Annotated in this window: 1 protein-coding gene; it reads left to right on the forward strand. The window is 71.7% G+C overall.

All coding sequences use genetic code 11. The features are described 5' to 3' along the window. Positions 1–80: 80 nt before the first annotated feature. Positions 81–1,630 (forward strand): dihydroxyacetone kinase family protein (locus Y706_RS23675; protein ID WP_043434835.1); only part of this gene is annotated, 1,550 nt, incomplete at its 3' end.

Raw genomic sequence — 1,630 nt, forward strand, 5'->3', positions numbered from 1 at the left:
AAGCCACTTGGGGGGGCGGCCGCACCACCCACCTCTCTACCCACAGCATTAGTTCTCCAACACGGATTCAATGAGGAACCATGACCCAGATCTTCGACAATCCCGCTGATTTCGCGGATGAGGCACTGGACGGCTTCGTTGCGGCCAACCGCGGCTACGTGGCCCGAGTCGACGGCGGCGTCGTCCGCTCCACCGAAGTCCCCTCCGGGCAGGTGGCCCTGGTGGTCGGCGGCGGCTCCGGGCACTACCCGGCCTTCGCCGGCCTCGTCGGGCCCGGCCTGGCCACCGCCTCGGCCTGCGGCAACATGTTCGCCTCGCCCGCGGCCGGCCAGGTCTACCGCGTGGCCAAGGCCGCCAACGCCGGCGGCGGCGTGCTGCTGAGCTACGGCAACTATGCCGGCGACGTCCTGCACTTCGGCCAGGCCCAGCTGCGTCTCAACGCCGAAGGCATCGAAACCCGCACCGTCCTGGTCACCGACGACATCGCCAGCGCCCCGCTGGAGCAGATCGAGAAGCGCCGCGGCATCGCCGGGGACCTGACGGTCTTCAAGATCGCCGGCGCCGCCGCAGAGGCGGGACTGAGCCTGGACGACGTCGAACGGCTGGCCATCCGGACCAACTACCGCACCCGGTCCCTCGGCGTGGCCTTCGACGGCTGCACGCTGCCCGGCGCGGAGGCCCCGCTGTTCTCTGTCCCCGCGGGGCACATGTCCCTGGGCCTGGGCATCCACGGTGAACCGGGCATCTCCGACCACCCCATGCCCACCGCCTCCGAACTGGCCGAACTCCTGGTCAGCCGGCTCCTGGCCGACAAACCGGACGACGCCGGCACCCGCGTGGTCGCAATCGTCAACGGCCTCGGCACGGTCAAGTACGACGAGCTCTTCCTGCTGTTCGGCAAGATCGAGAAGCTCCTCACCGCCGCCGGGCTCACCGTCGTCGCACCCGAATGCGGCGAGCTCGTCACGAGCCTGGACATGTCCGGGCTGTCCCTGACCCTGCTGTGGCTGGACGAGGAACTCGAGCAGTACTGGGCCGCCCCGGCCGACACCCCGGCGTTCCGCAAGGGAAACCTGGCCCCCCGTGCCCGCCGCGAACTCGCGGGTCCGGACGCCGAAGAGACCGCCGACGTCGAACGGCCCACCGCCGCGGCGGCAGCCCTCGGCCGGCTGGCCGCCGACTTCCTCGGCCACGCGCGGGACGTGGTGGTCGAGCATGAGGAAGAACTGGGCCGCCTGGACGCCGTCGCCGGCGACGGCGACCACGGGATCGGCATGCGCCGCGGCGTGGACGCGGCAGTCACCGCGGCCGAACAGGCTGCCGCGAACGACGGCGGCGCCTCGCCGTGGCGGGTCCTGACCGCTGCGGGGGAGGCCTGGAGCGAACGCGCCGGCGGCACCTCGGGTGCGCTCTGGGGCTCGGCGATCATCGCCGCCGGACAGGCCCTGGGCAACCAGGACAGCTACAGCGGCGAGGACGCGGCCGCCGCGGTCACGGCCTTCGTGGATGCCATCACCGCGCTCGGCAAGGCCGAGCCGGGGGACAAGACCATGGTGGACGCCCTCTTGCCGTTCCAGGACGCTTTCCTCACCGCGTTCGACGCCGGCACACCAGTGGCCGGTTCCCTCGC

It is taken from the genome of Arthrobacter sp. I3, from assembly GCF_000520575.1.
Lineage (GTDB): Bacteria > Actinomycetota > Actinomycetes > Actinomycetales > Micrococcaceae > Arthrobacter > Arthrobacter humicola_A.